Consider the following 22,544-nt stretch of genomic DNA (forward strand, 5'->3'; position numbering starts at 1 on the left):
CGGGTCAGGGGCGGTAGCGGTAGCCCATCCCCGGCTCGGTGATGAGGTGGCGGGGGCGGGCGGGGTCGTCCTCCAGCTTGCGTCGCAGCTGGGCCAGGTACTGCCGCAGGTAGTTGGTCTCGTTCTGGTATTCGGGGCCCCACACCTCCTGCAGGAGCTGACGTTGGCTGACCAGCTTGCCGGGGTGGCGCAGCAGCTTCTCCAGCACGGCCCACTGCGTCGGGGTCAGCTTGACCTCGGTGTCGTCGTCACGCCAGACGCGGTGGTCGGCCAGGTCGACGGTGTGCCGGCCGATCCGCAGCGCCGGCACGGCCTCGGTGGGGCCGCCGAGCCGCCGGGTCACCGCGCGGATGCGGGCCAGCAGCTCCTCCACCCCGAACGGCTTGGTGACGTAGTCGTCCGCGCCCGCGTCCAGCGCGGCGACCTTGTCCTCGCTGCCGGCCCGGCCGGAGAGCACGATGATCGGCACGGCGGTCCAGCCGCGCAGGCCACGGATCACCTCGACGCCGTCGATGTCGGGCAGGCCGAGGTCCAGGACCACCAGGTCGGGCGGGTGGCTGGCGGCGGCCTTCAACGCGGCGGCCCCGGTCGCGGCGACGTCCACGTCGTACCGGCGGGCGCGCAGGTTGATCCGCAGGGCCCGCAGGATCTGCGGTTCGTCGTCGACGACCAGGATGCGGGTCATTCCTGCGGCTCCTCCGGGCTGGTCTGCGCGGCGGCGGGCAGCCGCAGCACCATGGTGAGCCCACCGCCGGGCGTGGTCTCCGGGGTGATGCTGCCACCCATCGCCTCGGCCAACCCCCGGGACAGGGCGAGCCCGAGGCCGACGCCGGTCTGGTTGTCCCGGTCGCCGAGGCGTTGGAACGGCAGGAAGACGTGCTCCCACTGGTCCTCCGGGATGCCCGGCCCCCGGTCGATGACCCGCAGCTCCACCTGGCCGGCGTGCGCGCTCGCGGTGACTGTGGGGGGCTGGTCGGGCGGGCTGTAGCGCAGCGCGTTGGCGATGACGTTGACCAGCACCCGTTCCAGCAGGCCCGGGTCGGCGGTGGCCGCCGGCAGGTCGGCCGGGATGTCCGTGGCGACCGTCGCGGCCGCCGGGCCAAGTTCGTCCAACGCCAGGGGTACGGCGTCCTCCAGGCCGATCGCGGTCGCGGAGATGCCCAGCACACCGGCCTGGAGGCGGCTCATGTCCAGCAGGTTGCCGACCAGCCGGGCGAGCCGGTCCAGCGACTCCTCGGCGGTCTCCAGCAACTCCTCGCGGTCGGCCTCGTCGAACTCGATGTCGTGGCTGCGCAGGCTGGTCACGGCCGCTTTCGCCGAGGCCAGTGGCGTACGCAGGTCGTGGCTGACCGCGGCGAGCAGTGCGGTGCGCATCCGGTCGGCGGCGGCGAGGGGCCGGGCGGTGGCGGCTTCCTCGGCGAGCCGTTCCTGGCGCAGCGCGACGGCGGCCTGGGCGGCGAACGCCTCCACGATCCGCCGGTCGGCGGCCTCCAGACGCCGGCCGCTGAGCACGACGGTGATCCGGTCGTCGACGGGTACCGCGGTCTCGCCGCCGTCTGGTGTGCAGGCGGGCTGTTCGCCGACGCTCGCCACGACGCACCAGGCGTGCTCCTCGCGGGCCCGGTCGGGGCGGCCGCTGGCCTCCTCGGCCAGCTCCAGCACGCTCACCGCGCGCAGCCCGAAGGTCTCCCGAAGCTGGTCCAGCAGGGCGGGCAGGGGACGTTCGCCGCGCAGCACACCACCGGCGACGGCGGCGAGGGTCTGCGCGTCGGCGGCGGCGCGCGCGGCCTCGCGCGTACGTCGGGCGGCCACGTCGACGATCCAGCTCACGGCGAGCGCCACACCGACGAAGACGGCCAGGGCGAGCAGGTTGTCGGCCTCGGCGATGGTCAGCGTGCGGTACGGCGGGGTGAAGAACCAGTTGAGCAGCAGCGACCCGCCGAGCGCGGCGATCAGCGCCGGCCACACCCCGCCGACCAGCGCGACCCCGACGACCCCGGCGAGGAACAGCAGGATGTCGTTGGTCAGCGTCAGGTCGGGCAGGGTCCTGAGCAGCAGGGTGAGCAGCGGCATGCCGAGCACCGCCAGGCCGAAGCCGAGCAGCCGGCGGCGGCGGGACAGCGCCGCCGGCACGGCCGCCGCCCGGCGTCCCTTGCCGGCCTGCTTGTGGCTGACCAGGTGCACGTCGATCGAGCCGGAGAGCGCGGTGGTGGTCACCCCGACGCCCCGGGCGAAGATCTGCGCGAGGCGGCCCCGCCGGCTGGCCCCGAGCACCAGCTGGGTGGCGTTCACGCCCTGGGCGAAGTCGAGCAAGGCGGCCGGCACGTCGGTGCCGAGCACCTGGTGGTACGTGCCGCCCAGGCTCTCCACGAGCACCCGCTGACGGGCCAGTTGGGCGGGATCGGCGCCGGCCAGACCGTCGCTGCGGGCCACGTGCAGGGCGAGCAGGTCGGCGCCCTTGCTGCGGGCCGCGACCCGGGCCGCCCGGCGGATCAGCGTCTCGCCCTCCGGGCCGCCGGTCAGTGCCACCACGACGCGTTCGCGGGCCTCCCAGGTGGCGGCGATGCCCTGCTGGCTGCGGTACCTGTCGAGCTGCTCGTCGACCTTGTCGGCCAGCCAGAGCAGCGCCAGCTCGCGCAACGCGGTGAGGTTGCCGACCCGGAAGTAGTTGCCGAGCGCCGCGTCGATCTTGTCGGGTCGGTAGATGTTGCCGTGCGCCATCCGGCGGCGCAACGCCTCCGGGGTCATGTCGACGAGTTCGACCTGCTCGGCGGCGCGGACGATCTCGTCCGGCACGGTCTCCCGCTGGGTGGTGCCGGTGATCTGGGCGACGACGTCGTTCACCGACTCCAGGTGCTGCACGTTCACCGTGGACAGCACGTCGATCCCCGCGTCGAGCAGTTCCTGGACGTCCTGCCAGCGCTTGTCGTGCCGGGAGCCGGGCACGTTGGTGTGCGCCAGCTCGTCGACCACCGCGATCTCCGGCCGGCGGGCCAGGACGCCGTCCACGTCCATCTCGGTGAACTCGGCGCCCCGGTAGGTCATCGCACGGCGGGGCACCTGCTCCAGGTCGCCGAGCATCGCGGCGGTGTGCGGGCGGCCGTGGGTCTCCACGAAGCCGATCACCACGTCGGAGCCCCGCGCGGCCCGCCGCTGGGCCTCCTCCAACATGGCGTACGTCTTGCCGACGCCGGGAGCGGCCCCGAGATAGATGCGCAGTTCTCCGCGTGGCACGGGAACCATCCTCCCTGGTCAGATCGGCGGGCGGGGCCGTGCCCGGTCGGCACGGCCCCGCCCGAGGTGCACTCAGCGTGCGGCGAACTGCTTGTCGAGGGCGAGGTTGAGCTCCAGCACGTTGACGCCGGGCGCACCCATGAAGCCCAACCCACGGCCGTCGGTGTGCTCCTCGACCAGCTTGCGGACGGCCGCCGGGTCCGCGCCGCGCTCCCGCGCGACCCGGTTCACCTGCAGATCGGCGTAGGCGGGGCTGATCTGCGGGTCGAGCCCGCTGCCGCTGGCGGTGACCGCGTCGGCGGGCACCGCCGGATTGGCCGGCGCGTCGCCCCGGATCGGGGTGATGACCCCGCCGTCCGCGACGTAGTCCACGCCGGGCTGGGCCAGCTCCACTGTCACCCCCTGGTACGAGGACACGAACGGGGTGGCCGGGGCGACCTGGTTGACGCTTACCACCCGGGTCACCGGGCCGGTCAGACCGTCGGCGCGGAAGACCGCGAGCACGGCGCCCACCCCGTCGTCGGTGCAGTAGGGGCGGCGGCCGTCGACGCCGTTCAGCTCGCCGACGGCCTTGCTGCGCCCACAGACCTGGGTGAGCAGGCTCTCGCTGGACTCTTCCGGGTCGGTGGCGATGGTGTCGACAACGCTCTCCGGGCCGAGGTTGCTGGCCGAGGTGGACGTCGGGTCGTAGCCGTCGCCGGCGGCCGACGGGCGGGACTGGAAGTAACGCGGGACGGGGTTGCCGTCCGCGTCGGTGAAGGACTGGCCGATGAGCGAGCTGCCGACAGTCGTCCCGCCCGAGGTGATCAGCGAGCCGTCGGCCTTGTGGTCGAGGCCGGGCAGGTGACCGAGCGCGACCAGAGCCAGCGGGTAGACCAGCCCGAGCAGCACCGTGAAGACGAGCACGGCGCGCAGGGCGGCGAGGTGTTGGGCGATCCAGGTGGGTATGCGCATCACGAAATCCCCGGGATGAACTGGATGAGCAGGTCGATGAGCTTGATCCCGATGAACGGCACGATGATGCCGCCCAGTCCGTACACCAGCAGGTTGCGGCTGAGCAGCTTCGACGCGGCCGCCGGCCGGTACCGCACGCCGCGCAGGGCGAGCGGGATCAGCGCGATGATCACCAGGGCGTTGAAGATGACCGCGGACAGGATCGCCGACTCCGGGCTGGCCAGCCGCATGATGTTCAGGGTGTCCAGGCTCGGGTAGAGGCCGGCGAACATGGCCGGGATGATCGCGAAGTACTTCGCAATGTCGTTCGAGATGCTGAACGTGGTCAGCGCACCGCGGGTGATCAGCAACTGCTTGCCGATCTCCACGATCTCGATCAGTTTGGTCGGGTCGGAGTCGAGGTCGACCATGTTGCCGGCCTCCTTCGCGGCCGACGTGCCGGTGTTCATGGCCACCCCGACGTCGGCCTGGGCGAGCGCCGGCGCGTCGTTGGTGCCGTCACCGGTCATCGCGACCAGCCGGCCACCCTCCTGCTCCCGCTTGATCAGCGCGAGCTTGTCCTCCGGCGTCGCCTCGGCCAGGAAGTCGTCCACCCCGGCCTCGTCGGCGATCGCCTTCGCGGTACGCGGGTTGTCGCCGGTGATCATCACGGTGCGGATGCCCATCCGGCGCATCTCGTCGAACCGCTCCCGCATGCCGGACTTGACGACGTCCTTGAGGTGGATGACGCCCAGGGCGCGGGCGGGCTCGCCGTCGACGTGCTCGGCGACGACCAGCGGCGTGCCGCCGGTGCCACTGATCGCGTCGACGATCTCGCCGACCTGCTCGGTCGGGTGGCCGCCGTTCTCCCGTACCCACTTCATGACCGCGGCGGCGGCGCCCTTGCGGACCCGACGGGCCGTGCCCGACGCGCCGCCGTCGACGGTGGCGTCCGGGGTCAGGTCGACGCCGCTCATCCGGGTCTGCGCGGTGAACGGCACGAAGGTGGCGTGCGGCATCACCCCGGGCTCGCGTTCGCGCAGCCCGAACTCGTTCTTCGCCAGGACGACGACCGAGCGCCCCTCCGGGGTCTCGTCGGCCAGGCTGGAGAGCTGGGCGGCGTCGGCCACTGTGGCGGCGTCGACCCCCTCGACCGGTACGAACTCGGCGGCCTGCCGGTTGCCCAGCGTGATGGTGCCGGTCTTGTCCAGCAGCAGGGTGTTGACGTCGCCGGCCGCCTCGACGGCCCGGCCGCTCATGGCCAGCACGTTGCGCTGCACGAGGCGGTCCATGCCGGCGATGCCGATGGCCGACAGCAGCGCGCCGATGGTGGTGGGGATCAGGCAGACCAGCAGTGAGACCAGGACGACACCTGTGACACCGGAACCGGTGATCGCCCCGCTGTCCGGCGCGGCGGCCTGGTACGCCTTGGAGAAGATCGCCAAGGGCTGGAGGGTGACCACGGCCAGCAGGAAGATGATCGTGAGAGCGGCGAGCAGGATGTTCAGCGCGATCTCGTTCGGCGTCTTCTGCCGGTTGGCGCCCTCGACCAGGGCGATCATCCGGTCGATGAAGCTCTCCCCGGGCTTCTGGGTGATCTTCACGATGATCCGGTCGGAGAGCACCTTGGTGCCGCCGGTGACCGCGCTGCGGTCCCCGCCGGACTCCCGGATGACCGGGGCCGACTCGCCGGTGATTGCCGACTCGTCGACGCTCGCGATGCCCTCCACGATGTCGCCGTCGCCGGGAATGATGCCGCCCGCCTCGACCAGCACGATGTCGCCCTGGCGCAGCTGCGGAGCGGGCACCGCCTCGTCGCGGTAGGTGTTGGCCCGAGCGCCCGGCTTCCAGTCGACCAGCCGGGTGGCGATGGTGTCCTGCTTGGCCTGTCGCAGCGCGGCGGCCTGGGCCTTGCCCCGGCCCTCGGCGACCGCCTCGGCCAGGTTCGCGAAGATCACGGTCAGCCAGAGCCAGATGGTGATCGCCCAGGCGAACACCGACGGGTCGGTCACCGCCAGGACCGTGGTGAACGCCGCGCCGATCTCCACGATCAGCATCACCGGGTTGCGCCACAACGTGGTGGGGTTGAGCTTGCGTACGGCGTCCGGCAGGGACCGGATGAGTTGCTGGGGGTCGAGCAGGCCCCCGCCGACCCGGTTGCCCTGCGTCGCCGGGGTGCCTGGCAGTTGCTCTGTCGGGGCGGACGTGACGGACATGTCCTCGTTCCTCATGATGGTCAGAGCCCTTCTGCCAGCGGGCCGAGCGCGAGCGCGGGCAGGAAGGTCAGCGCGACGAGGACGACAGTGACGCCGACGACCATGCCGATGAACAGCGGTCGGTGGGTCGGCAGGGTGCCCTCGGACGCGGGGGTGGGTGCCTGGCGGGCCAGCGAGCCGGCCAGCGCGAGCACGAAGATGAGCGGCAGGAACCGGCCCAGCAGCATGCACAGCCCCAACGCGGTGTCCCACCAGGTGGTGTTCACCGTGATGCCGGCGAAGGCGGAACCGTTGTTGTTGCTGGCCGAGGTGAACGCGTACAGCACCTCGGAGAGGCCGTGCGGGCCGACGTTGAGCGCCGTCGAGTTGTTGCCGGTCGCGAACGCCGCCGCCGTGCCGACCAGCACCAGGATCGGCGTGATCAGGAAGTACAGCGAGGCGAACTTGATCTCCCGCGACCCGATCTTCTTGCCCAGGTACTCGGGGGTGCGGCCGACCATCAGGCCGGCGATGAACACCGTGATCACCGCGAGGATGAGCAGGCCGTAGAGGCCCGAACCGGTGCCCCCCGGCGCGACCTCGCCGAGCATCATGTTGACCATCGTCATCATGCCGCCGAGCGAGGTGAACGAGTCGTGGAAGGAGTTCACCGCGCCGGTCGAGGTGAGCGTGGTGGCGGCGGCGAAGGTGGCCGAGTTCGACACGTCGAACCGCACCTCCTTGCCCTCCATCGCCGCGCCGACCGCCTGCGGGACGGTGCCGTGGCCGGCCAGCTCGAAGATGTTGGTGATGGCGACGCTGAGGAACGCGAGGATGCCCATCACCGCGGCGATCGCGTAGCCCTGCCGGTTCTGCCCGACCATCCGGCCGAACACCCGGGGCAGGCTGAACGGGATCAGGAGGATCAGGAAGATCTCCAACCAGTTCGTCCAGGTCGTGGGGTTCTCGAACGGGTGGGCGCTGTTGACGTTGTAGAAGCCGCCGCCGTTGGTGCCCAGCTCCTTGATCACTTCCTGGCTCGCGACCGGGCCGCCGGTGATGGTCTGGGTGCCGCCGGTCAGCGTGCTCACGTCGGTGCCGGCGGAGAGGTTCTGCACCACCCCGCCGATCATCAACGCGATGGCCCCGAGGACCGCGATCGGCAGCAGGATGCGCAGCACGATCCGGGTCAGGTCGACCCAGAAGTTGCCGAGTTGCCCGGTGCGGCTGCGGGCGAAGCCGCGGACCAGCGCGACCGCCACCGCGATGCCGACCGCCGCCGAGACGAAGTTCTGCACGGCCAGGCCGGCCATCTGCACCAGGTGGCCCATCGTCGACTCACCCGAGTACGACTGCCAGTTCGTGTTGGTCACGAACGACACGGCAGTGTTCCACGCGCCGTGCGGCACCACCGGGTCGAAACCCAGCGACAGCCACAGGTGGTTCTGCACCCGCTGGAACAGGTACAGGAACAGGAGCGAGACGGCCGAGAACGCGAGCACGCTGCGGGCGTACACGCCCCAGGTCTGCTCGGCGGCCGGGTTGACCCCGACCAGTCGGTAGATCCCCCGCTCGACCCGCGACTGTCTGGTACCGGAGACCGCCCGGAACATGTAGTCGCCGAACGGCTTGTAGACGGCGACCAGGGCCGCCACCAGCGTCAGCACGAAGATGACGCCCGCTGTTGTCATGGTCATCAGAAGCGCTCCGGGAACAGCAGGGCGAACACCAGGAACGCGCCCAGGACGATCGCGAGCACCAGACCGACGGCGTTTACCGCGTTCACAGCTTCTCCACCGCCCGGACCACCAGGGCGAGCACTGCGAACAGCGCCACCGTGAGGACCACGAACACCACGTCAGACACGCTGACTCCTCTTACCGGAAAGGTTCGTCGCGACCGCCTTCCGGTCGCGCCGGGGCAAGCAAAGCCCCACCACCCGCCGGACGGCAGGGGTCATAACGCGACCATGACGGTGGCGAACCTTTTCTTGACGCGGTTTTCACACCTGCCCACTGAACAGGTGAAATGCGGCACAAAGGCGCGTCAGCCCGGGGAGACGCGGGGTGGCTGTCCATCCTTTGCTCTGCTTCAGCGGAGGCGACAGCGAGGCACCGACACTGTTGCGCCGGTTGAAGCAGAGCAAAGGGCCCGAAGGGGATGGGCGGCGGGTCAGGCCAGGCGGGTCAGGCCGGGCGGCGGGCCACCAGCACGTCGCGCATGATCGACTGGTCGACCCGGTGCCGCAGCGCGCGGTAGGGCTCCGCGTCGACAACTGTCAGGCCGGCGTCGGCAAGTGCCGCCGCCGCGTCCTCGCGGCTGGCGACGTGGGTGTTCCACGAGATGCCCAGCGCCCCGCCCGGGCGCAGCAGCCGCGCCCAGACCGGCGCGGCGTCCGCGAGCAGCGCCAGCGGGTCACGCGTCAGACCCTGATCGGCGGTACGACTGCCGTGCTGCACGCCGTACGGCGCGTCGGCGACCACCAGGTCGACGGTCTCGGGGCGGAAGAACTCCGCCGCGCGGGTGGTGTCGGCGTTGACGACGTCGAGCAACTGCGTACGACCCGCCTTGTGCTCCTCGCGGGTCGGCGCCAGTTCGATGCGCACCCGGCGGCCGACCACCTTGCGCTCCCGCCGCACCGGCCCCGACTCCAGCACCCGGTGCTTGACCCGCTTCTGCTTCAGCCAGGTCGTGACGAACGCGCGGTACGCCTCGACGTCCTTCTGGTCGCGCTCGATCCCGGCGGCGTCGAAGCCGTACATCAGCGCCTGATTGAGGGTGGTGCCCCGACCGCAGAGCGGGTCGAGCACCCGGAACCGGCGGCTGGTCAGTTCGCCGGCCCAGTCCGACGCGAGCAGGGTGACGTTGAGCAGCAGCTTGGTGAACTGCTCGTTGGTCTTGCCGGGGTACTTCTGGATGGTGAGCAGGTCGTCGTCGTAGCGGTCCAGCCGGCTCCACTCGACCGGGCGCAGCAGGTCGCCGACGATCTCGAACAGCGCGTACCCGGCGGAGAGGTTGCCCAGGACGGCCAGGTCCCGTTCGGTCAGCCCGTCACCGCTGAACGTGACGTAGGTCGCCCCGCCGACGACCTCCGTGTCCAGCTCGCCGATCCGGCCGTCGAGCGCCGACCGGCCGAAGATCTCCAGCTCGGCCCGGGTGAGGTCGATGGCGGAGCGGGCGTACACCCGGTTGGTGGCGGGCAGGATCAGCAGGCCGTAGCGCGTCATGATCCGGCGAGTATTCCACAACGGGTGACGGTCGCCGGGAACCGGAGCGGCCTGCGGACCGACTACCCACACATGGGGTGTGAGCAGTGGCGGGAGGTCCTGTCCGCGCAGTTGGACGGGGAGGAGACCGCCGCCGAGGGGGCGGCGGCGCAGGGGCACCTGGACGAGTGCGCCAAGTGCCGGGCCTGGTTCGCGGCGGCGGTCGCGGTGACGCGCCGGGTTCGTACCCGACTGGTCACCGATGTGCCCGACCGGACCGACGCGATCCTGGCCGCCGTCGGTGGCAGCGCCACCGGCGACGCGGTCGCCGACGCCTGTGACACGCCGCCGGCCCGCCGGTCGCGCTGGCGGCCCCGCCTGCCCGGCCGCGGCCGGCTGGTCGTCGGGCTGCGCGCGGCGCTCGGCCTGCTCGGGGCTGTTCAGCTGGTGCTCGGCCTGGCCCAGGTGGGCCGGGGAGCGACCGCCGACCATCTGCACGCCTCCGGGCAGCACCTGTGGCACGAGTCGGCCGCCTGGAACGTGGCGGTCGGGGCCGGCTTCCTCTTCGTGGCGGTACGCCGCAGCCCTCCGGCGGGTCTCCTGCCGATGCTCAGCGCGTTCGTCGGCACGCTCCTGCTGCTGTCGGTCAACGACCTCGCCACCGGCTCGGTGAGTGGGGAGCGCCTGGTCAGCCACGGCTTCCTGGTGTTCGGCTACCTGATCACCGTGCTGCTGTCGCGGCCCGGACTGCGTCCCGGGGGGCCCGCGCCGCAGCGGCAACCGACGCCGTCGCGCTGGCGGTTCGGCGCGGACGAGACCGAACGGCCACTGCGGGTGGTGCACTCCGGGGCGTACCCGGCGCAGGCAGCCGACCGCAACGCCGCCCCGGCCGCGCGCATCGACCGGCGAGCCGCCTGAGCAGCAGCCTTCAACGGGTGCGGCCGTAGTCGGCCGGATCCAGCCGGGCGGTACGGCGGCGGTACTCGCCGGCCATCCCCGGCCAGTTGGTGACGATCCGGCCGGTGGCCGTGCGGTACCAGCTCCGGCAGGCGGTCCACACGCTCGCGGCGAGCCGGCGTTGCAGCTCCGCGTCGTAGTCGGCGGCCACCTCGGGGCGTACCTCCAGAGGTTCGCCACCGGCCGCGAGCAGGCTGACCGCCTGCGCGATGTGCCGGGCCTGCGCCTCGTGGAAGTAGATCACCGACGTGTTGCCGGTGTTGGTGTTCGGGCCGTACATGAGGAAGAGGTTGGGAAAGCCGGGCACGGCCATCCCGAGGTACGCGTACGCGCCGTCGCGCCACTCCGCACTGAGCTGACGGCCGGCGCGTCCGGTGACCCGGATCGGCACCAGGAAGTCGGTGGCCGCGAAGCCGGTGCCGTAGACCAGCACGTCGCACGGGTGGGCGCGGCCGTCGGCGGTGCGGATGCCGTCCTCAGTCACCTCGATGATCGCCTCGGTGACCAGCTCGACGTCGTCGCGGCCCAGGGCCGGCAGCCAGTCGTTGGTGAACAACACCCGCTTGCAGCCCATCGGCTCGACAGGCGTGACGCGGGCGCGCAGCTCCGGGTCGCGTACCTGCCACCACCGCTGCGCCCGCGAGACACCCCGCAGCACCGCCGCGGCGGCCCGGTTGCCGGTCACCGCCAGCCCGGTGAGCACGGTGACCGACCAGAACGCGGCCCGGGGCACCCGCATCAGCGCCGGCACCCGCCGGTAGAGCGCCCGACCCAGCCGCCCGTGCCGGCGGTCCGGCTTGGGCAGCGTCCAGGGCGGAGTGCGCTGGAAGACGGTGACCCGGGCCGCCCGGTCCGCGATGGCCGGCACCAGCTGCACCGCGCTGGCACCGGTGCCGATCACCGCGACGCGGGCGCCGTCCAGCCGTACCGCCGGGTCCCACCGGGCCGTGTGCATCGCCCGCCCGGCGAACCGCTGCGCGCCCGGCAGCGCCGGCATCACCGGCCGCGAGAGCTGCCCGACCGCCGGGACCAGGACGTCCGCCGTCAGTTCCGCGCCATCGGCGGTACGCAGCCGCCAGCACGCGCCGGCCTCGTCCCACGACGCGTCGGTGACCTCGGTACGCAACCGCACACTGTCGGCCAGCCCCAGCTCGGCCACGCAGCGGTGCAGGTAGTCCAGGATCTCGGAGTGCGGCGGGAAGCGCCGCGACCAGTCCGGGTTCAGCGCGAAGGAGTACGAGTAGAGCGGCGCCGGGATGTCACAGGCGCAGCCCGGGTAGGTGTTGTCCCGCCAGACGCCGCCGATCCGGTCGGCCCGTTCCAGCAGGACCACGTCCGCGTCGCCGGCGCGACGCAGCGCGGCGGCCACCGCCACCCCGCCGAACCCGGAGCCGATGATCGCCACCCGCACCCGACGGGGAGGTCGGGCGGTCGCTGCGCTGTCGGTCATGGCGGGCTCCCTCGGCGGTGCGGCCGACCGTAACAGCTTGTTGGCGGCCCGCCAACGATGCGCCCGCACCCGCCGAGCCCGCGGCCGTCCACGCGGCCCACGCGGGTAGGGTGCTCGCCATGGTCGCGACGGTTTCCTGCCGGTGACGAATCCGTGGCTTGCCGGGCCCACGCCGGCGAAGCGGCTCGACCGCGAGCGGCTCGAGGAGCGCATCCGCAACCTGCTGTCGTCGCAGAACATGTGCGTGCTCGCGACCACGGGTCCGGACGGGCCGCTGGCCACGCCGGTGCGGTACTACCCGCTCGACTTCGCGGTGCTCTTCACCGCCGCACCCCGTTCGCCGAAGATGCGCAACATCGCTGCCGATCCACGCGTGTCCGTCGGCATCTTCGCGCCCCTGGTCGGGCTGGCGAGCAGCCGCGGGGCCCAACTGTTCGGCACGGCCCGGGTGCTCGGTCCTAAGGATCCGGACCGAGCGCACTACTGGTCGGCGTTCCGCTGGGAGAACGAACACGCCGAGCGGGGGCGACCGCTGTCCGAGCCGCCCGAGGACACCCTCGTGGTCGTCGAGGCGGAGCGGATCGTCTACACCGAGCACTGGCTGCGACGGGAAGGGTTCGCGCCCCGCCAGTTCTGGCGTCGCTGAAAGCGCCTCCGGCGGCCGTGGTCAGGACGGGTCGCCGGCCGCGATGACCTGCGGGACTACCTGCTCCACGATGGTCAGCAGGGTGGTGGTGAGCAGCAGGTGCACCTGGGCGCGGGTCAACGCGCCGCGCTGGAGCCACTCCCGGGCGGTGGAGGTCGCCAGCCCGCAGTACGCCCGGACCATCCCCCGCAGCTCCTCGTGGTCCTTGGCCTTCTCGGCCAGCCCGACGGCGACGAGCATCCGGTCGGCCGCCACCTCCTCCGCCTCGGCGAGCACCCGCTCCACGTCGGCGTCGCCGCCCATCCCCCGGGCGGTGACCGCCGCCAGCCACGAGGTGCTGTGCCGGGACACCACGTCGAGGAACCAGGTGACGCTGGCATCCACCCGGGTCCGCAGGTCACCCTTGGGCAGCCGTTCCAAGGCAACCTCGGGGATCGTCACCATGACCCGGACGACCTCCAGGTAAAGGTCCTTCTTGGTGCCGAAGTAGTGGTTGACCAGGCCCCGGGCGACGCCCGCCTCCCGCGCGACATCGGTGGTCGACACATCCGCGTACGGCCGCTCGCCGAACAGCCGGACCGCGCAGGCCAGGATCTGGCCGCGCCGGGCGTCCGGCTCCAACCTGCGGCGGCGCGGAGCCGTCTCGACACTCATCTGCCCGACCCTATCGGCAGCTCACACCGCCAGCTTCGGCATCGAGGTCTCCCGTACCTCCTCGCCGCCGCCGACCGGTCAACGGCGGAACCTCGCGATCGCGCCCGGGGTCACCGGAGTGAAGAAGTTGACCAGGTTGCCGTCGGGGTCGCGAAAGAGCAGGGCCCGGTTACCCCAGGGCATGGTCGTGGGCTCGTTCACGAAGTCGTCCACCACGCTCTTCAGCTTCTCGTAGAGCGCGTCCACGTCCTCCACGAGGAACTCGATGATCACGCTGTGGTTGTCGGCCGGGCGGGCCGAGCCGGGCGCGAACAGTGGGACGGTGCGGGTGCTGCCGATCGCCAGCGTGCCGTGGGCGGTGCGCAATTCGGCGAAGTCCTCGTTGCCCCAGGTCGCCTGCACGCCGGTGATCTTCTCGTAGAAGCCGACCAGGCGGTTGATCTCGTCGGTGATGATGCGGATCGAGACGAAGTCCATGTCTTCTCCCTGCTCAAAGCGGTCGCTAACGGTCCGTCGAGATCACGCTAGAGCGAATACTGGACAGATTTGGGCCAGTATCTTGATAAAGTTCGGACCGTGGCACGACCGACAGCGCAGGTGCTCGCACTGTTGGAGCTCCTGCAGTCCGGCGGCGTCCGCACGATGGCCGAGCTTGCCGAGCGCCTCGGTGTCGAACCGCGCACGGTGCGGCGCTACGTGAGCCACCTGGTCGACCTGGACCTGCCGGTCGAGTCGGTGCGCGGTCGCTACGGCGGGTATCGGCTCGCCGCCGGTTATCGCCTGCCGCCGCTGATGTTCAACGACGACGAGGCCCTGGCCGTCCTCCTCGGCCTGATCGCCGGCCGCCGCGCCGGGTTGGCGACGGCAACGGGCACAGCGGGCGAGACAGCCGCCGCGAAGATCCGTCGCGTCCTGCCGCCACGGACGGCGGACCGACTGGACGCCGCACTCCAGTCCCTCGCCTTCACCGCCGAACCCGGTGACTTCCCCGCGCCGCAGACCGAGGTACTGCTCGCCGTCGCCGAGGCGGTCCGCCATCACCGGCCGATCTCGGTGCAGTACACCTCGGGCGACGGCCGGCGCAGCGTCCGCGTGCTGCATCCGTTCGGGCTGGTCAACCATGCCGGCCGGTGGTACGTCACCGGGGTCGATCCGGAGATCGGCGAGGAACGAACCCTTCGACTCGACCGCATCGCGGACGCGAGACCGCTGCCGGGCTCGTTCGAGCCGCCCGCCGGAAACGATCCGGCCGGGCACCTTCTCAGCTCGATGGCACGAGCGCCGTACCCGCACGCGGTATCGCTGCGGATACAAGGAACAGTCGAGCAGATCCGCAGGCGGCTACCGGCCAGCATCGCCGAGGTGCGAGAGGGCGCGGACGAAGGCTGGCAGGACGTGGAGATCCGGGCGGGGAGCCTCGACTGGTTGCCCGGCGTGCTCGCCACGCTCGACCTGCCGTTCGTCATCGAACGCCCGGACGAACTCCGCGACCGCGTCGTCGCACTCGCCGAGCGACTGGCGGCCTCGGCACGACGTGAGTCGGCCCGCAACTAGCAAGCCGCCACCCTCACCGTGATCACTTGATGCTCACGAGTTGTCGGTGCCGCTCCTGAGCTGCTGAGCATCAAGTGATCACTGAATTCCGCGCCGACGCCGGATCAGGTGCCGGCCGAGATGCCGCAGGTTGGACGTCTCGGCGTAGAGCGCCGCATTGATCGCACCAACCGCGACCCCGGGAGCGCGCTGCACCCGGTCGACGTCCTGCACGACCCGGCCGATCAACGTCAGCCGACAACGGAGATCGAACAACTCTCTCCGTGCGCAGTGCAGCGCCGTCTCCAATCCGCCGACCCGCTCCCGAAGCCACGCCAACTCCGTCGCCTGATCCATCGGCCAGCCCTTCGTTGAACGACGCCCCCACTGCTCGGCTCGACAGCGAGAGCAATGCTCTGACCACTCTCAGTGAGAACCGGCCCCCTGTCAAGACGGGGACCCCTTTTCGGGGACCCCCGATTGGGGATACGCGAACGTGCCTAGTCTCCGGGTGTGGGTGACGAGGGGCCGGGCGAGCTGATGGGGCCGTACGAGATCGGTCAACGGCTGAACGTTTCCCGGAGCCGGTTTCAGCAGATCGCTATGCGGCCGAGTTTCCCGAAGCCCTACCAAGAGTTACGCGGCATGAAGGTCTGGCTGCGTGCCGACGTGGAGGCGTGGATCGCCGAGCATCGCCCACCGCGCCCCACCGACGGCGACGAGCCCGAGTAGCACACTCAACTTCTCGATGACGCAATGAGTGAGGTACCGGGTCCGCTGGTCGGCCCGCACGAGCTGCAGGAGTTGCTCGGCGGCGTGAGCCGGACGCGGATGCGCCAGCTCATCCGCTATCCGACCTTCCCCGCGCCGTTTCAACGGCTGCACGGCACCACGGTCTGGCTGCGTGCCGACGTGGAGGCGTGGATCGCCGAGCACCGCCCACCGCGCCCCACCGACGGCGACGAGCCCGAGTAGTTCCCCTCCCCGCCTCGCCAGCCTGCGTCGATCATGGACTAATGGTGGGCGATATGGTGGCGCGCTTCCCTTTCGTCGGGCACCACAACTTCATGATCGACGCGACTGGGGGCACGACCGCGACGTGATCGGGGTTGCCGAGGTGACTATCCGGCGTGTGAGGGTGGGTGGATGCACCGTGGGGACCCGGACTGGCTCGCTCACTCGCGGCGTGGTGACGGGCCGCCGCTGGTGCTCATCCACGGCATCGGTAGTCGGTGGCAGGTGTGGGAGCCGGTGCTCGACGAGGTGGCCCGGCACCACGACGTGATCGCGCTGGACCTGCCCGGCTTCGGCGCCTCCCCACCGTGGCCCGAGCCACCGGAGCCGTCGGAGCCACCGACGCCACCCGAGGCGCTGGCGCGGGCGGCCCCCGGGTCGGTGGAACACCTGGCGGATCGGGTCGCCGCGTTCCTGGACGCGCTGGGCGTGCGCCGGCCCGCCGTTGCCGGCAACTCGCTCGGGGGCGGCATCGCGTTGGAGTTGGGGCGACGCGGGCTGGCCTCCTCGGTGACCGCGTTCTCGCCGATTGGGTTCTGGGGGTCGGTCGGGCGGCGCTGGTGTCAACTGGCGGTCGGCGGGGCCCGGTCGGCGGCCGGCGGGCTGCGGCCGGCGCTGCCCCGGCTGCTGGCGAGCCGGGCCGGGCGGGTGGCGTTCTGCGGCCTCTTCTACGGCCACCCGGGTCACCTCGACCCCGACGAGTGCGTCGACTCGGCGGCGGCGCTGGCCGACGCGCAGGGCTTCACGGTGGCACGCGCCGCGTTCGCCGGCTGGCAGGTCCGTCGAGAGACGGCCGGCGCGCTCGACGACATCCCCGTGACTGTCGCCTGGGGTACGCGCGATCTCGTGTTGCCGTACCCCACTCAGGCCCGGCGGGCCCGCGCGGCGCTGCCGGCGGCCCGGCACGTGCCGCTGGCGGGCTGCGGACATCTGCCCTTCGCGGACGGCCCGCAAGCCTGTGCCCGGCTGCTGATCCAGACTTATTGACATGCCGCCAACAGCGCGCGAGGGTGGTGCACATGCCGACGCCCGATGGCTCCCCCTCGCCCTGGCGCGAACCTGAGCACGACGACCTCGCCGACCTGGCCCGCACCTTCTTCACCAAGGAGGTGCTGCCGCACGCGGACCGCCTGCTGGCCCAGGGTCACCCGGACCGCGAGCACTACCGGCGGGCCGGTGAGCTGGGGTTGCTCGGCCTGTCGGTCCCCGAGGAGTACGGCGGCGGGGGCGGCGGCTTCACCCACGAGGCCGTGCTGTTGCACGAGCAGGCGTACACCGGGGAGAGCAGCCTCGGGCTGGCCGTCCACAGTGGCATCGTCACGGGCTATCTCGTCGCGTACGGCAGCGAGGAGCAGAAGCGACGGTGGCTGCCCGGCCTGTGCAGCGGTGAGCTGGTCGGCGCTATCGCGATGACCGAGCCCGACGGCGGCTCGGACCTCCAGGCGATGCGCACGCGGGCGGTCCGCGACGGCGACGACTACCTGGTCACCGGCGCGAAGACGTTCATCACCAACGGTGGCCTGGCCGACCTGATCCTGGTGGCCGTGAAGACCGACCCCGAGCAGCGGGCGGCAGGCGTCTCGCTGCTGGTGTGCGAGGTGGGCGGCGACCCGGAGGGCTTCCGCCGGGGCCGGCTGCTGTCCAAGATCGGGCTGCACGCCAACGACACCGCCGAATTGTTCTTCGACGAGTTCCGGGTGCCGGCGGCCAACCTGCTCGGCGGCGCCGAGGGGCTGGGCTTCATCCAGCTCATGCAGCAGCTTCCGCAGGAACGGCTGGTCATCGGCGTCGGCGCGGTGGCCGCGATGGAACGCGCGGTCGAGCTGACCGTGGCGTACGCCAAGGAACGCACCGCCTTCGGCAAGACCCTGATGGGGCACCAGAACACCCGGATGGTGCTCGCCGAGTGCGCCACCCGCACCCGGGTCAGCCGGGTCTTCCTGGACGACTGCATCGTCCGGCACACCCGTGGCGACCTGGACGTCGCCACGGCGGCGATGGCTAAGTCGTGGCTCACCGACGGGCAGTGCGAGGTCATCGACAGGTGCCTGCAACTGTTCGGCGGTTACGGCTACACGACGGAGTACCCGATCGCCCGCATGTACGCCGACGCCCGCGTCCAGAAGATCTACGGCGGCACCAACGAGATCATGAAGGAGTTGATCGCCCGTGCCCTCTGAGGCGTACGTCTATGACGCGGTCCGCACCCCGCGCGGACGCGGCCGGGACACCGGCGCACTGCACGGGGTCAAGCCGATCTCGCTGGTGGTCGGCCTGATCGACGCGCTGCGCGACCGCAACCCCGGCCTGGACGTGGGCCGGTTGGAGGATCTGCTGCTCGGCATCGTCACCCCGGTCGGCGAGCAGGGCGGCGACCTGGCGCGGGCCGCCGCGCTGCTGGCCGGGCTGCCCGACGAGGTGGGCGGGGTGCAGCTCAACCGGTTCTGCGCCTCCGGGCTGGAGGCCGTCAACTCGGCCGCCGCGCGCATCCGCTCGGGCTGGGAGCACCTGCTGCTGGCCGGCGGGGTCGAGTCGATGTCCCGGGTGCCGATGGGCTCCGACGGCGCGGCCTGGGCCACCGACCCGCAGACCGCGCTGGCCACGTCGTTCGTGCCGCAGGGCGTCAGCGCCGACCTGATCGCGACCATGGAGGGCTTCACCCGCGACGACGTGGACGGCTACGCGCTGCGGTCCCAGGAGCGGGCCGCCAAGGCGTGGGCCGGCGGGCACTTCGCCCGCTCGGTGGTGCCGGTGCGCGACGGCAACGGGCTGGACATCCTCACCGTCGACGAGCACCCGCGCCCGGAGACCACCCGGGAGGCCCTCGCCCGGCTCACCCCGTCCTTCGCCACGATGGGCGAGGCGGCCGGCTTCGACGCTGTCGCGTTGCAGAAGTTCCACTGGCTGGAGGCGATCGACCACGTCCACCACGCGGGCAACTCGTCCGGCATCGTGGACGGCGCAGCGCTGGTGCTGATCGGTTCGGAGCAGGTCGGGCAGGACCTCGGCCTCACCCCGCGCGCCCGGATCGTCGGCGCGGCAGTCACCGGCGCCGACCCGACGCTGATGCTGACCGGCCCGATCCCGGCCACCCACAAGGCGCTCGCCGTCGCCGGCCTGACAGTCGACGACATCGACCTGTTCGAGATCAACGAGGCGTTCGCGGCAGTGGTGCTCAAGTACGTCCGCGACCTGGGCCTCGACCCGGACCGCGTGAACGTCAACGGCGGCGCGATCGCTCTCGGCCACCCGCTCGGCGCCACCGGAGCCATGTTGCTCGGCACGGCGTTGGACGAGTTGGAGCGCCGCGACCTGCGCCGCGCCGTGGTGACCCTCTGCATCGGCGGCGGCATGGGCGTCGCCACAGTTCTCGAGCGCTGCTGACCCGGGGGAAAAGACCAATGACCACCACCATCCGGTACGACCGCGGCGCCGACGGCATCGTCACGCTCACCCTGGACGACCCCGACCAGTCCGCCAACACCATGAACCGGGCGTACGTGACCTCGATGAGCGCGGTGCTCGACCGGCTGGAGGCCGAGCCCGATCTCACCGGTGTCATCGTGACAAGCGCGAAGTCGACGTTCTTCGCCGGCGGCGACCTGCCCGAGATGATCCGGGCGACCCGCGCCGACGCGCCCGCGCTGGCGGAGCTGCTCGGCACCATCAAGCGGGACCTGCGCCGGCTGGAGACGCTGGGCAGCCCGGTCGTCGCGGCGGTCAACGGCTCCGCGCTCGGCGGCGGCCTGGAGATCGCCCTCGCCTGCCACCACCGCGTCGCGCTGGACGCGCCCGACTCACGGCTCGGGCTGCCCGAGGTGACCCTGGGTCTGCTGCCCGGGGCCGGCGGCGTCACCCGGACCGTACGGATGCTCGGCCTGGCCGGCGCGCTGACCACCGTGCTGCTCACCGGCCGGCGGATGCGCCCGGCCGACGCCCTGGCGGCCGGTCTGGTCGACGAGGTCGTCGCCACCGAGGCGGAAATGCTGGATCGCGCGCGGGCCTGGATCGCCGCCAACCCGCGCCCGTTGCAGCCGTGGGACCGGCCGGACTACCGGATGCCCGGTGGCGCCCCGGCCAGCCGTTCCCTGGCCGCGCAGCTGCCCGCCTTCCCGGCCACGCTGCGCAAGCAGCTCAAGGGCGCCCGGCTGCCCGCGCCGGAGGCGATCCTGGCCACGGCCGTGGAGGGCGCGCAGGTCGACCTGGACACCGCGTTCACCGTGGAGACCCGGCACCTGATCGGCCTGCTCACCGGGCAGGTCGCCAAGAACATGATCGGCGCGTTCTTCTTCGACCTGAAAGCCGTCAACGGCGGCGCCGCCCGACCGTCCGTGGACGTTGCGCCGGTGCGGCGGGTGGCGGTGCTCGGCGCCGGCATGATGGGCGCCGGCATCGCGTACGCCTGCGCCAGCGCCGGCCTCGACGTGGTGGTCCGGGACGTGTCACCGGAGGCCGCGGGGCGGGCCCGGGAGCACGCCGAAAGACTGCTGGCCCGCCGGGTCCGCAAGGGCCGCGCCACCGAGGCCGACGCCCGGGCGGTGCTGGACCGGATCACCACCACCGACCAGGTGGACGCCCTCGCCGGCTGCGACGCCGTCATCGAGGCGGTCTTCGAGGACCCGGCCCTGAAGAAGGCAGTCTTCGCCGAGGTGCTGCCGGTGCTCGCGCCGGGCGCGCTGCTCGCCTCCAACACCTCCACCCTGCCGATCACTCAGCTGGCCGCCGGCGTGGACCGGCCGGCCGACTTCATCGGCATGCACTTCTTCTCCCCCGTGGACCGGATGCCGTTGCTGGAGATCGTGGTCGGCGAGCAGACCGGGGACCCGGCCCTGGCCCGCGCGTTCGACCTCGGCCGGCGGATCGGCAAGACCCCCATCGTGGTCAACGACGGGCGGGGCTTCTTCACCAGCCGCGTCATCGGCCGGTTCATCGACGAGGCGGTAGGCATGGTCGCCGACGGCGTACCGGCCGCGTCGGTGGAGCAGGCCGCGTTGCAGGCCGGCTACCCGACCGGGCCCCTCGCGCTGGCCGACGAGGTGAGCCTCACGCTGATCCAGCGGATCCGGCGTCAGTTCGAGGCGGCCAGCGCGGAATACCTGCCGCTGCCCGCGCACCGGCTCGTCGACGAGCTGGTCGACGCGTACGACCGGCCGGGCCGCGCGGCCGGACGCGGCTTCTACTCCTACGACGACGGCGTCCGGGGTCGGTTGTGGACCGGCCTCGCCGACCTGGTCACCGACGCCGGTCGGGCGGTGCCGTTCACCGACCTTCAGGAGCGGATGCTCTTCGCCGAGGCGCTGGACGCGCTGCGCTGCCTCGACGAGGGCGTGCTGCGTACCGAGACCGACGCCAACATCGGCTCGATCTTCGGCATCGGCTTCCCCGCCTGGACCGGCGGCGTGATCCGCTACGTCCGGCAGTACGCGGGCGGCCCGGCCGGCTTCGCGGCCCGCGCCGCCGAGCTGGCCGAACGGTACGGCGACCGGTTCACGCCTCCCGCCGACCTGGCCGACCGGCTCGCCGCCCGTACCGCCGAACCGGCCGGCGTCGCGTGACGGCCGCGCGCGGCGGACCGCTGGCCGGGGTGCGGGTCGTCGAGTTGGCGAGCCTCGCGCCGGCCCCGTTCGGCTGCATGGTGCTCGCCGACCTCGGGGCCGACGTGGTACGCGTCGACCGGCCGGGCGGCCCGGGCGCCGGACGCCTCGCTGCGCCGACCGGTGGACCCTTGCAGCGCGGCCGGCGGGTCACCGCGCTGGACCTGAAGTCCCCGGCCGGCGTGGCCGACCTGCTGCGCCTCGTCGAGCGGGCGGACGTGCTCGTCGAGGCGTACCGGCCGGGGGTCGCCGAGCGGCTCGGCTTCGGCCCGGACGTCTGCCGGGCCCGCAACCCCCGGCTGGTGTACGCGCGGATGACCGGCTGGGGCCAGGACGGCCCGCTGGCGGCTCGGGCCGGCCACGACATCGACTACATAGCTGTCGCCGGGGCGCTGGAGCCCCTGGGTCGAGCCGACGCGCGTCCACACGCGCCACTGAACCTGATCGGTGACTTCGCCGGCGGCGGCATGCTGCTCGCCGTTGGCGTGCTTGCCGCGCTGCTGGAACGGGAACGCTCCGGCCTCGGTCAGGTCGTCGACGCGGCAATGGTGGACGGATCGGCGCTGCTCACCTCGTTCCTGCACGGGCTGCTCGGCACCGGCCTGTGGGCCGCCCCGCGCGGGCGGAACCTGCTCGACGGAGGAGCGCCCTTCTACGACACGTACGCCACCGCCGACGGCGGCTTCATGGCCGTCGGGGCGCTGGAGCCGGCGTTCTACGCCGTACTGCTGGCGGGTCTCGGCCTGGCCGACGAGGCGGACCTGCCCGACCAGTACGACCCGAGCGGCTGGGACGAGCTGCGGAGGCGGTTCACCGAACGGTTCGCCGAGCGGACGCGGGACGAGTGGACGGCGGTCTTCGCCGACCTGGACGCCTGTGTCGCCCCCGTGCTGGCCCCGGGCGAGGCGCACCGGCATCCGCACAACGCGGCCCGGGGGACGTTCGTCGAGGTGGACGGCGGGATCCAACCGGCTCCGGCACCTCGCTTCGACCGTACTCCGGCGGGCCCGCCCACCCCGGAGCGCGACGTCGCTCCGGTCGACGCGGTTCTGTCCACCTGGGACTGATCCACAGCCGACTTCCGGGACACGCGTACGCGTTTCGCATTGGTACCGTCGTGCACCGACG

Annotated in this window: 21 protein-coding genes; 10 read left to right on the forward strand and 11 right to left on the reverse strand. The window is 72.1% G+C overall.

Annotated elements, in window-relative coordinates:
• Positions 1 to 4: 4 nt before the first annotated feature.
• The 7 genes from ACLQ27_RS29695 to ACLQ27_RS29725 form a co-directional block, all read right to left on the reverse strand.
• Entirely contained in the window at positions 5 to 685 is a 681-nt protein-coding gene (locus ACLQ27_RS29695; RefSeq protein WP_357573450.1) for a response regulator, read from the reverse strand.
• The gene (locus ACLQ27_RS29700) at positions 682 to 3,234 is read right to left on the reverse strand and encodes a DUF4118 domain-containing protein (protein ID WP_425869830.1); all 2,553 of its coding nucleotides are present in this window, start codon (positions 3,232 to 3,234) and stop codon (positions 682 to 684) included. The genes ACLQ27_RS29695 and ACLQ27_RS29700 overlap by 4 nt, the downstream gene beginning before the upstream one ends.
• A 72-nt stretch (positions 3,235 to 3,306) precedes the next feature.
• Positions 3,307 to 4,188, reverse strand: coding sequence for a potassium-transporting ATPase subunit C (locus ACLQ27_RS29705; RefSeq protein ID WP_357490886.1), 882 nt, complete (start codon positions 4,186 to 4,188; stop codon positions 3,307 to 3,309).
• A complete protein-coding gene (gene kdpB / locus ACLQ27_RS29710) occupies positions 4,188 to 6,383 on the reverse strand; it encodes a potassium-transporting ATPase subunit KdpB (protein ID WP_357490887.1) in 2,196 nt (731 codons plus the stop codon). Before kdpB ends, ACLQ27_RS29705 begins: the two co-directional genes overlap by 1 nt.
• Positions 6,384 to 6,403: 20 nt before the next feature.
• A complete protein-coding gene (gene kdpA / locus ACLQ27_RS29715; protein ID WP_357573453.1) occupies positions 6,404 to 8,059 on the reverse strand; it encodes a potassium-transporting ATPase subunit KdpA in 1,656 nt (551 codons plus the stop codon).
• Positions 8,059 to 8,148 carry a K(+)-transporting ATPase subunit F gene (gene kdpF / locus ACLQ27_RS29720; RefSeq protein ID WP_036390805.1) on the reverse strand — a complete coding sequence of 30 codons (90 nt, stop codon included), beginning with the start codon at positions 8,146 to 8,148 and terminating at the stop codon, positions 8,059 to 8,061. Before kdpF ends, kdpA begins: the two co-directional genes overlap by 1 nt.
• A gap of 400 nt (positions 8,149 to 8,548) precedes the next feature.
• Positions 8,549 to 9,589 (reverse strand): TRM11 family SAM-dependent methyltransferase, encoded by a 1,041-nt coding sequence (locus ACLQ27_RS29725; protein WP_357490891.1) that lies wholly within the window; start codon positions 9,587 to 9,589, stop codon positions 8,549 to 8,551.
• 72 nt (positions 9,590 to 9,661) lie between these two features.
• Here ACLQ27_RS29725 and ACLQ27_RS29730 point away from each other — a divergent pair, with 72 nt between their 5' ends.
• A complete protein-coding gene (locus tag ACLQ27_RS29730; protein ID WP_425869833.1) occupies positions 9,662 to 10,486 on the forward strand; it encodes a zf-HC2 domain-containing protein in 825 nt (274 codons plus the stop codon).
• A gap of 10 nt (positions 10,487 to 10,496) precedes the next feature.
• Here the strand turns inward: ACLQ27_RS29730 and ACLQ27_RS29735 are convergent, their stop codons facing one another.
• Positions 10,497 to 11,975: a flavin-containing monooxygenase gene (locus tag ACLQ27_RS29735; protein WP_425869835.1), complete on the reverse strand. Its 1,479-nt coding sequence runs from the start codon at positions 11,973 to 11,975 to the stop codon at positions 10,497 to 10,499.
• A gap of 136 nt (positions 11,976 to 12,111) precedes the next feature.
• Here ACLQ27_RS29735 and ACLQ27_RS29740 point away from each other — a divergent pair, with 136 nt between their 5' ends.
• Positions 12,112 to 12,621 carry a pyridoxamine 5'-phosphate oxidase family protein gene (locus tag ACLQ27_RS29740; RefSeq protein ID WP_357573773.1) on the forward strand — a complete coding sequence of 170 codons (510 nt, stop codon included), beginning with the start codon at positions 12,112 to 12,114 and terminating at the stop codon, positions 12,619 to 12,621.
• A 21-nt stretch (positions 12,622 to 12,642) separates the two neighbouring features.
• On the opposite strand, the gene ACLQ27_RS29745 is transcribed toward ACLQ27_RS29740, so the two are convergent.
• Together ACLQ27_RS29745 and ACLQ27_RS29750 are read right to left on the reverse strand one after the other, a co-directional pair.
• The gene (locus ACLQ27_RS29745) at positions 12,643 to 13,275 is read right to left on the reverse strand and encodes a TetR/AcrR family transcriptional regulator (protein WP_357490899.1); all 633 of its coding nucleotides are present in this window, start codon (positions 13,273 to 13,275) and stop codon (positions 12,643 to 12,645) included.
• A 78-nt stretch (positions 13,276 to 13,353) separates the two neighbouring features.
• On the reverse strand, positions 13,354 to 13,752 hold the full coding sequence (locus ACLQ27_RS29750) for a VOC family protein (protein WP_357573458.1): 399 nt from the start codon (positions 13,750 to 13,752) through the stop codon (positions 13,354 to 13,356).
• A 99-nt stretch (positions 13,753 to 13,851) separates the two neighbouring features.
• Between ACLQ27_RS29750 and ACLQ27_RS29755 the strand changes: the two genes are divergently transcribed.
• Positions 13,852 to 14,829 (forward strand): helix-turn-helix transcriptional regulator, encoded by a 978-nt coding sequence (locus ACLQ27_RS29755; protein ID WP_357573459.1) that lies wholly within the window; start codon positions 13,852 to 13,854, stop codon positions 14,827 to 14,829.
• A 78-nt stretch (positions 14,830 to 14,907) separates the two neighbouring features.
• On the opposite strand, the gene ACLQ27_RS29760 is transcribed toward ACLQ27_RS29755, so the two are convergent.
• The gene (locus ACLQ27_RS29760) at positions 14,908 to 15,165 is read right to left on the reverse strand and encodes a hypothetical protein (protein WP_357573460.1); all 258 of its coding nucleotides are present in this window, start codon (positions 15,163 to 15,165) and stop codon (positions 14,908 to 14,910) included.
• 156 nt (positions 15,166 to 15,321) lie between these two features.
• On the opposite strand from ACLQ27_RS29760, the gene ACLQ27_RS29765 reads away from it, so the two are divergent.
• From ACLQ27_RS29765 to ACLQ27_RS29795, 7 genes are all read left to right on the forward strand, one after another.
• Entirely contained in the window at positions 15,322 to 15,540 is a 219-nt protein-coding gene (locus ACLQ27_RS29765; RefSeq protein WP_357490907.1) for a helix-turn-helix transcriptional regulator, read from the forward strand.
• Between the two features lie 24 nt (positions 15,541 to 15,564).
• Positions 15,565 to 15,783, forward strand: coding sequence for a helix-turn-helix transcriptional regulator (locus ACLQ27_RS29770; protein ID WP_357490909.1), 219 nt, complete (start codon positions 15,565 to 15,567; stop codon positions 15,781 to 15,783).
• Positions 15,784 to 15,954: 171 nt separating this feature from the next.
• Positions 15,955 to 16,809, forward strand: coding sequence for an alpha/beta fold hydrolase (locus ACLQ27_RS29775; protein ID WP_425869839.1), 855 nt, complete (start codon positions 15,955 to 15,957; stop codon positions 16,807 to 16,809).
• A 32-nt stretch (positions 16,810 to 16,841) separates the two neighbouring features.
• Complete coding sequence (locus ACLQ27_RS29780) at positions 16,842 to 18,002, forward strand: acyl-CoA dehydrogenase family protein (protein ID WP_357490913.1); 1,161 nt, start codon at positions 16,842 to 16,844, stop codon at positions 18,000 to 18,002.
• A complete protein-coding gene (locus ACLQ27_RS29785) occupies positions 17,992 to 19,206 on the forward strand; it encodes an acetyl-CoA C-acetyltransferase (protein WP_357490915.1) in 1,215 nt (404 codons plus the stop codon). Before ACLQ27_RS29780 ends, ACLQ27_RS29785 begins: the two co-directional genes overlap by 11 nt.
• 17 nt (positions 19,207 to 19,223) lie before the next feature.
• Positions 19,224 to 21,377, forward strand: coding sequence for a 3-hydroxyacyl-CoA dehydrogenase NAD-binding domain-containing protein (locus ACLQ27_RS29790; protein ID WP_425869842.1), 2,154 nt, complete (start codon positions 19,224 to 19,226; stop codon positions 21,375 to 21,377).
• A complete protein-coding gene (locus tag ACLQ27_RS29795) occupies positions 21,374 to 22,483 on the forward strand; it encodes a CaiB/BaiF CoA transferase family protein (protein WP_357573465.1) in 1,110 nt (369 codons plus the stop codon). The genes ACLQ27_RS29790 and ACLQ27_RS29795 overlap by 4 nt, the downstream gene beginning before the upstream one ends.
• Positions 22,484 to 22,544 lie beyond the last annotated feature (61 nt).

This window comes from Micromonospora sp. DT63 (assembly GCF_049841615.1).
Lineage (GTDB): Bacteria > Actinomycetota > Actinomycetes > Mycobacteriales > Micromonosporaceae > Micromonospora.

Excerpts from the sequence above, each read along its gene's own strand:
- ACLQ27_RS29695 (WP_357573450.1), bottom strand. The coding sequence starts at position 685 with ATGACCCGCATCCTGGTCGTCGACGACGAACCGCAGATCCTGCGGGCC.
- ACLQ27_RS29705 (WP_357490886.1), bottom strand. The coding sequence starts at position 4,188 with ATGCGCATACCCACCTGGATCGCCCAACACCTCGCCGCCCTGCGCGCC.
- kdpB (WP_357490887.1), bottom strand. The coding sequence starts at position 6,383 with ATGTCCGTCACGTCCGCCCCGACAGAGCAACTGCCAGGCACCCCGGCG.
- kdpA (WP_357573453.1), bottom strand. The coding sequence starts at position 8,059 with ATGACCATGACAACAGCGGGCGTCATCTTCGTGCTGACGCTGGTGGCG.
- ACLQ27_RS29725 (WP_357490891.1), bottom strand. The coding sequence starts at position 9,589 with ATGACGCGCTACGGCCTGCTGATCCTGCCCGCCACCAACCGGGTGTAC.
- ACLQ27_RS29730 (WP_425869833.1), top strand. The coding sequence starts at position 9,662 with ATGGGGTGTGAGCAGTGGCGGGAGGTCCTGTCCGCGCAGTTGGACGGG.
- ACLQ27_RS29735 (WP_425869835.1), bottom strand. The coding sequence starts at position 11,975 with ATGACCGACAGCGCAGCGACCGCCCGACCTCCCCGTCGGGTGCGGGTG.
- ACLQ27_RS29745 (WP_357490899.1), bottom strand. The coding sequence starts at position 13,275 with ATGAGTGTCGAGACGGCTCCGCGCCGCCGCAGGTTGGAGCCGGACGCC.
- ACLQ27_RS29750 (WP_357573458.1), bottom strand. The coding sequence starts at position 13,752 with ATGGACTTCGTCTCGATCCGCATCATCACCGACGAGATCAACCGCCTG.
- ACLQ27_RS29760 (WP_357573460.1), bottom strand. The coding sequence starts at position 15,165 with ATGGATCAGGCGACGGAGTTGGCGTGGCTTCGGGAGCGGGTCGGCGGA.
- ACLQ27_RS29770 (WP_357490909.1), top strand. The coding sequence starts at position 15,565 with ATGAGTGAGGTACCGGGTCCGCTGGTCGGCCCGCACGAGCTGCAGGAG.
- ACLQ27_RS29775 (WP_425869839.1), top strand. The coding sequence starts at position 15,955 with ATGCACCGTGGGGACCCGGACTGGCTCGCTCACTCGCGGCGTGGTGAC.
- ACLQ27_RS29780 (WP_357490913.1), top strand. The coding sequence starts at position 16,842 with ATGCCGACGCCCGATGGCTCCCCCTCGCCCTGGCGCGAACCTGAGCAC.
- ACLQ27_RS29790 (WP_425869842.1), top strand. The coding sequence starts at position 19,224 with ATGACCACCACCATCCGGTACGACCGCGGCGCCGACGGCATCGTCACG.